Raw genomic sequence first — 7,048 nt, forward strand, 5'->3', positions numbered from 1 at the left:
CCGGCGCGGATCACGTGTCCCGGGAGGGCGAGGGCGCGGACGCGCCGGCCGCTGCGGGCGGCCACCCCCGCCCCGCCCCCTTCCCGCCGTACGCGGCCACCCCGCCCCGTCTCCTCCGCGCCGCAGGCGGCCCCCGCTCCCGCCTGCCGCCTGCCGCGGCCGGCCACCCGCCGCGTCAGCCGCGGGCGGCGGCGTGCCGCGTCAGCCGTCTGCCGCGTCGGCCGCGGGCAGTCGTGCCGCAGGGCGGCACGGGTGGGCGCGACGGCACCCCGCAAGCGCCGGGCCGCGCGAACACCCCCCGGCCTGCAGCGACGCCGGGCGCCCGGCAAACGCGCGGGGCCGAGGAAAGCGCGGGGTGCACCGCCCCGGACCGGTGCCCCCTACGCCGGGCGTGAGCGCAAACCCTCCAGCAGGATGTCCAGCAGCCGCGCCGACGCCGCAGCCTGCTGCGCCGCATCCGGCAGGGACGGCGCCGCCGTCGCGATCACCAGCAGGACGTCCGACACCGACACGTCCGGCCGGAGCTCACCCGCGGCCCGCGCCCGGTCCACCAACTGCCCCACGACGTCCAGCAGCTCCGCGGCCCCCGCGTCGCCCTCCGCCGCCACGGCCACCGCCGTCTCCGGCACCAGCCGCAGCTCACCCGCCCCCTGCGTCCGCTGCTGCGGCAACCGCGCGTGGTCCGGCAGACCGTGCTCCTCCACCACGCCCACCCGCAGCACCTGCGGCGGCAGTAACCGTCCCGCACCGGACGCGACCGACGTGCGCAGGAAGCGGGACAGCGCAGCCCACGGCTCGTCCTCCTGGCCGAGCGCCGCCCGCGCCTGGTCGGTCAGCCGGGAGGTCTCCTCCTCGGCGATCCGCCGCACCAGGACGTCCTTGCTCGGGAAGCGCCGGTACACCGTGCCCACGCCGACCCGTGCCCGGCGTGCCACGTCCTCCATCGGCGCGCCGTACCCCAGCTCGCCGAAGACTTCCCGTGCGGCACGCAGCACGTGCTCCAGATTGCGCTGGGCGTCCACGCGCAGCGGTGTCGTGCGTGCCCCGTCCGGGCGTCCGCCGCCCGTGGGCGCGCTCATCGTCGCGCCGGCCGCGAGAGCGGAAGACCAATGAGAGTCCTGAACATGCATGTGTATTCCCCCGGTAATGACGTCTCCCCCCGGAGACTTCTCCCCGCCATTGATGGCCGGGGTGCGTGGAACAGGTCCGGCCTGTCGGTCCCGCCCGTCGCGAGCCCGATGAGCACATCCCCCTACACCCCGTCGACAGACGAACATAGTTGAGAGGGAGTCAATTCAGAAGGGGCAGGTTCCGCACGGAGCGCCCCCCGATCGGAGTACGGGGCGTGTACGTCCTGAATGTACCCCTGCCTGTGGGCGGGCTCACCGCTGCTGACCTGTGAGGATTTCGGCAGGGTCGGTAAATCGGCCAACCCGGGGCACGAGGGCCCTCCGGTCACACAACTCGTCGGGGCTGTGGACAAACGCGAGCGACGGGTGCGTCATGGGATGGTGAAGGAACGTGCGCGCATTCTCGTTGTCGGCGGCGGCTACGTCGGGATGTACACGGCCCTGCGCCTCCAGCGGAGGCTGAAACGGGAACTCGGGCGGGGCGAGGCCGAGATCACGGTCGTCACCCCGGATCCGTACATGACGTACCAGCCCTTCCTCCCCGAAGCGGCCGCCGGCGCCATTTCCCCCCGGCACGTCGTCGTACCGCTGCGTCGTGTCCTCGACCGGTGCCACGTCGTCGTCGGCGAGGCCACCGGCATCGACCACGCCACCCGCACCGCCACCGTCAGCACGCTCGCCACCGGTGAGGAGGGCACGGGAGGACGGCAGGTCGCCTACGACGAACTGGTGCTCGCACCCGGTTCCGTGTCGCGCACCCTCCCGATCCCCGGCCTCGCCGACCACGGCATCGGCTTCAAGACGGTGGAAGAGGCCATCGGCCTGCGCAACCACGTCCTCGAGCAGATGGACATCGCCTCCTCCACGCGCGACCCCGCCCTCCGGGACGCCGCCCTGACCTTCGTCTTCGTCGGGGGCGGCTACGCGGGCGTCGAGGCGCTCGGCGAGCTGGAGGACATGGCCCGTTACGCCGCGCGGTACTACCGCACCATCCGGCCCGAGGACATGAAGTGGATCCTCGTCGAGGCGTCCGGGCGGATCCTGCCCGAGGTCGGTGAGGAGATGGGCCGGTACACCGTCACCGAACTGCGCCGGCGCAACATCGACGTCCGCCTGGAGACCCGGCTGGAGTCCTGCGCCGACCGTGTCGCCGTGCTCAGCGACGGGGCGCGCTTCCCCACGCGTACGGTCGTGTGGACGGCCGGGGTCAAACCGCATCCCGTCCTCGCGGCCACCGACCTGCCGCTGGACGGGCGGGGGCGGCTGAAGTGCACCGCCGAGCTGGCCGTGGACGGGGCCGCGCACGCGTGGGCCGCGGGGGACGCCGCCGCCGTCCCCGACGCCACCGCGGGGGAGCCCGGGCGGGAGTGCGCCCCCAACGCGCAACACGCGCTCCGCCAGGCGCGGGTCCTCGGGGACAACGTGGTCCACTCCCTGCGGGGCGAACCGCTGGAGACGTACGCCCACAAGTACGCCGGTTCCGTCGCCTCCCTCGGGCTGCACAAGGGCGTCGCCCAGGTCTACGGACGCAAGTTCAAGGGATACCCCGCCTGGTTCATGCACCGGACCTATCACCTCAGCCGCGTCCCGACCTTCAACCGCAAGGCGCGGGTGGCCGCCGAATGGACGCTCGCCGGGCTCTTCAAACGGGAGGTCGTCTCGCTCGGCTCACTTGAGCACCCCCGTGCGGAGTTCGAACTGGCGGCCGGTGGAAAGCCTTTCCAGGGCCCCCCGAACGACCCGAAGGGGTCGTCCTGACCGAACTCAGGAACTCCACCGGACGGCCCTGCGTCTGACGGATGTCGGCCCGGTCGGCACCCTGCCAGACTGGTCCACCACCGCGGGCGGGCCCCACCCGCCCCGGTGCGGCCCCCGGGGCCCCGGCCGGTCCCGGTTTCCGGCCGCCGACAACTACACGAGGCAAGGATTCGTGAACTTCACGCGCTGGAGCGCCCGGCTCCCCGGAACGCAGCGCCGCGCCGCAGCGCGGAGCGAGCAGGCGGTCTCCCCGGACCGGCAGGGAGAGGGCTCCGTGCCCGGGGCCCGCGCCGAACGACTCACCGACGGCGTACCGGCCGTGCCCGCCGTCGACGAGCTCCGGGTGCGCGAGGTCCTGGACCACGTCCCCTCCCTCGTCGCCCTGGTCCACGGCCCCGACCACCGCATCGCCTACGTCAACGACGCCTACACCGCGGCCTTCGGCGTCCGCCCGATCGGCGCCCCCGCGCGCGGAGCACTGCCCGAACTGGAAGCACTCGGCCTGCTGCCCCTCCTCGCCCAGGTCCTGCGCAGCGGCAAGCCCCGCACGGTGAAGTCCCGCAAGGCCCCCGACGGCCGCTCCTACACCTTCACCTGCACCCCGGTCACCGAGGTCGAGGGCCGTGGGGTGCTCGTCTTCGCCACCGACGTCACCGACCACGCCGAGGCCGCCGAACGCCTGCGCGCCAGCGAACGCCGTCAGCGCGAGACCGCCGTCACCCTCCAGCGCTCCCTCCTCCCCCAGGAACTGGAGGAGCCCGACGACCTGCGCGTCGCCGCCACCTACCACCCCGGCGGCACCGAGGCCGCCGTCGGCGGCGACTGGTACGACGTGATCACCCTGGGCGGCGGCCGCACCGCCCTGGTCATCGGCGACGTCATGGGGCGGGGGGTGCGCGCGGCGGCGGTCATGGGACAGCTCCGTACGGCCGTACGGGCTTACGCGCGGCTCGACCTCCCGCCGCACGAGGTGCTCCAGCTGCTCGACGGCCTCGCCATGGAGATCGACGCCAACCAGATCGCCACCTGCGTGTACGCCATCCACGACCCCAACGAGGGCCGCCTGGTGTACGCCTCCGCCGGCCACCTGCCCATCCTGGTCCGCGACGAGAACGGCGCCGTCCGGCGCGCCGACGAACCGACCGGCCCCCCGCTCGGCACCGGCGGCTGGATGCACGCGTCCGGTTCCGTCCCCCTCGGCCCCGGCTCCACCGCCGTCCTCTACACGGACGGCCTGGTGGAACGGAGGAACGAGGACCTGGACGAGGGCATCGCCGCCCTGGAGCGCGCCCTGGCCGGAGCCACCGGCAGCCCTCAGGTCGTCTGCGACCGCCTGGTCCGCTCGGCCGGCGTGACCCCGGACCACGACGACGACGTTGCTGTTTTGGTGCTCCAGCACCCCGCCCGCAAGGGCGCGGAGGGCGAGCTCTTCCGCAACGCCGCGCTGGAACTGCTCGGAGGGGTCGAGGCGGCCCCCCGCGCGCGTGCCTTCGCCTCCGGCGTGCTGACCAGCTGGCGTTTCCCCGCGGAGCTGCACGACCTGGGCGTTCTGGCCGCCAGCGAACTGGTCGCCAACTCCCTCCAGCACGGCACCCCGCCCATGCGGCTGCGGCTGCGCCGCACCGACCGCCGCCTGATCATCGAGGTCACCGACGGCGACGACCACCTGCCGAGGCGCCGCCGCGCGGAACCCGGCGACGAGTCCGGCCGGGGCATCGCCATCGTCGCGACGATCGCCTCCGGCTGGGGCAGCAGACGCACCCCGGGCGGCGGCAAGGCGGTCTGGTGCGAGTTCCTCCTGCCGAAGACGCCCGGCTCGTAGCCGAGCCGGGCGTCCGGACGCGCACAGGCGTACAGGGGTGATGGCGGAGCGCGTGGATCAGGCGTGCGCCGGAGCCTGCCCGGCTGCCGCGCCCCCCTGCGTCACCACACGGCTCCGCGCCACCGAAGGCTGGTTCTGCACGTCGGTGAGCTGCCGTCCGAGCCGCACCGCCAGCACCGTGATCCCCAGCGAGAACAGCAGGAAGATCACGACGTACGGGGCGTGCAGCGAGGCGCCCAGCGGACCGCCCACCGCCGGACCCAGAGCCAACGCGAGCTGCTTCACCAGGGCGAACGCCGAGTTGTACTGCCCCGCCATCCCGGTCGGCGCGAGATCGGCGACCAGCGGCGCGAGCGTCGGCGACAGCATCGCCTCGCCGAGCCCGAACAGCGCGTACGTCGAGATGAACGCGGCGGTCGCCATCGTCCGGCTCCCGTCGCCCAGCCCCGCGTACCCGGCCACGGCCCACGCCACGGCCCAGATCAGCCCCACGGACGCGATCACGCGCGAGCGCTTGCGCCGCTCGACGAACCGCAGCACCGCGAACTGCGCGACCACGATCACCAGGGTGTTCGCGGCCAGGGCCGTCCCCAGCGCGGAGGTGGAGATCCCGGCGGCCTCGACGCCGTACGCGCTCAGCCCCGACTCGAACTGTCCGTAGCAGGCGAAGAACAGCACGAAGCCCAGCACACACAGCTGCACCATGGCCCGGTTGCCCAGCAGCTGCTTCCAGCTGCCCTTGACCGACTGCGCCGGAGCGCCCTCGACACGCGGCGCGCGCGACATCCGCGCCGTCGCCATCACCACGACCAGCAGCAGGAACATCGCCGCTTCGATCGCGAAGAGGAGGGTGAAGGAGCCGGCTTTCGTGGGATCCACGAGGTGACCGCCGATGAGACCGCCGACGCCGAGCCCGAGGTTCTGCAGGAAGAACTGCATGGCGAACGCCCGTGACCGGTTCTCCGTGGTCGAGCAGTCCACGATCATCGTCGCGAGCGCCGGCTGCATCACGGCCTGCCCGGCGCCCAGCGCCGCCGCCGACAGCAGCACGGTCGCCGCCCCACTCGACAGACCCAGGCTCAGCGCCCCGATCGCGGCCGTGACCAGGGCGACGAGCAGCACCGGCAGCGGACCGCGCCGGACGATCGCCCGTCCGGCGAACGGCAGCACGATCAGCGCGGCCACGGCGAAGACGGCGAGTACGAGACCCGCCGTCATGGCCCCCAGCCCTCGCACCTGCGCCACGTAGACGTACAGATACGGGACCGTGAAGCCCAGCCCGAACGCGCTGAGTGCGTTGCCCACGTGGATCCGGCGCATCGCCGTGTCCATCGCCCTGGTCACGTTCACCTCTCTCAAGCAGTTAGGAGTGAAGACTTAGAAGCTAAAGTTCGATGCTAAAGACTACATAGAGAAGGACTTCAAGGCAAAGAGGGGGCGTGCCATACTGCGCCCATGGGCGACACCTCCGGCCTCGGCGAGCCGACACTCGAAGAGCAGATCGCCGCGTACCAGCGCGAGTTCCAGGACCTCGACCCCCAGGTCGAGAAGATCGTCAACGCGCTGTCCCGCCTGAACCGCCGCATGAACGTCGCCTACGGCCGTCAGACCGCCGAACTCGGCATCACCAACGCCGACTGGGAGGTCCTCAAGGCCCTCGTCCTCTCCGGCGCCCCGTATCGCATGGGCCCCGGCGACCTCGCCAAGCGCCTGGGGCTGACCCCGGCCGCCATGACCCACCGGATCGACCGCATGGTCACCGAGGGGCTGGTCGACCGGGAGCGGGACGAGACCAACCGGGTCCGTGTGATCGTGGAGCTGACCTCCGCCGGCCGCGAGAAGTGGCTCGAGGCGATGCGCCTCGCCACTGTCTTCGAGGAGGACCTCCTCCAGGACCTCGCCCCGGACGAGAGGGTGATGCTGGGCGAGGTGCTCACCCGCCTCCTGCGCCGGGTGGAACACGCCCAGCCGGACGCCGGCGGACGTCTCAGCGACCTGGACTGAAAGATCTTGGCCAGGGGCGCTTGACAGCCCCCTGGCCGATCCGTAAGGTTCTTCGGGTTGCCACGGGGCCGTAACGGTTCTTCGGCAACACCTTCCGCCGCGACTGCGGCACTCAAAACCTCAGCACAACCTCCCAGCGGGAAAGATTTCGGCGTGCCCGAATTCAATTCCAACCCTCGATTTGAGGAACGCGAAGAGAGTCCGCTAAGGTTTGAGACGTCGGAACGGCCCAACAGCCGTGAAGACAGCCCGCTCCGACCGGGAATCAGGCCCGAAAGGATCTGATAGAGTCGGAACCGCCGGAAAGGGAAACGCGGAAGCGGGACCCCGGAAA

5 protein-coding genes are annotated in these 7,048 nt (G+C 72.2%); 3 read left to right on the forward strand and 2 right to left on the reverse strand.

Features of this window, described 5'->3' with window-relative positions; genetic code table 11:
- Positions 1 to 380: 380 nt before the first annotated feature.
- Positions 381 to 1,130, reverse strand: a complete 750-nt coding sequence (locus tag ADK41_RS37160; RefSeq protein ID WP_030837265.1) for a TetR/AcrR family transcriptional regulator — start codon at positions 1,128 to 1,130, stop codon at positions 381 to 383.
- 378 nt (positions 1,131 to 1,508) lie between these two features.
- Here ADK41_RS37160 and ADK41_RS37165 point away from each other — a divergent pair, with 378 nt between their 5' ends.
- On the forward strand, positions 1,509 to 2,888 hold the full coding sequence (locus ADK41_RS37165; RefSeq protein WP_030837262.1) for an NAD(P)/FAD-dependent oxidoreductase: 1,380 nt from the start codon (positions 1,509 to 1,511) through the stop codon (positions 2,886 to 2,888).
- Between the two features lie 172 nt (positions 2,889 to 3,060).
- The gene (locus ADK41_RS37170) at positions 3,061 to 4,710 is read left to right on the forward strand and encodes an ATP-binding SpoIIE family protein phosphatase (RefSeq protein ID WP_030837259.1); all 1,650 of its coding nucleotides are present in this window, start codon (positions 3,061 to 3,063) and stop codon (positions 4,708 to 4,710) included.
- Positions 4,711 to 4,767: 57 nt separating this feature from the next.
- Here ADK41_RS37170 and ADK41_RS37175 read toward each other — a convergent pair whose 3' ends face one another.
- Entirely contained in the window at positions 4,768 to 6,042 is a 1,275-nt protein-coding gene (locus ADK41_RS37175) for an MDR family MFS transporter (RefSeq protein WP_030837255.1), read from the reverse strand.
- Between the two features lie 123 nt (positions 6,043 to 6,165).
- Here ADK41_RS37175 and ADK41_RS37180 point away from each other — a divergent pair, with 123 nt between their 5' ends.
- Entirely contained in the window at positions 6,166 to 6,714 is a 549-nt protein-coding gene (locus tag ADK41_RS37180; protein ID WP_030837253.1) for a MarR family winged helix-turn-helix transcriptional regulator, read from the forward strand.
- Positions 6,715 to 7,048: the final 334 nt, after the last annotated feature.

The organism is Streptomyces caelestis, from assembly GCF_001279005.1.
In the GTDB taxonomy this organism is placed as follows: Bacteria; Actinomycetota; Actinomycetes; order Streptomycetales; family Streptomycetaceae; genus Streptomyces; species Streptomyces heliomycini.

Excerpts from the sequence above, each read along its gene's own strand:
- ADK41_RS37160 (WP_030837265.1), bottom strand. The coding sequence starts at position 1,130 with ATGCATGTTCAGGACTCTCATTGGTCTTCCGCTCTCGCGGCCGGCGCG.
- ADK41_RS37180 (WP_030837253.1), top strand. The coding sequence starts at position 6,166 with ATGGGCGACACCTCCGGCCTCGGCGAGCCGACACTCGAAGAGCAGATC.
- ADK41_RS37165 (WP_030837262.1), top strand. The coding sequence starts at position 1,509 with ATGGTGAAGGAACGTGCGCGCATTCTCGTTGTCGGCGGCGGCTACGTC.
- ADK41_RS37175 (WP_030837255.1), bottom strand. The coding sequence starts at position 6,042 with ATGGACACGGCGATGCGCCGGATCCACGTGGGCAACGCACTCAGCGCG.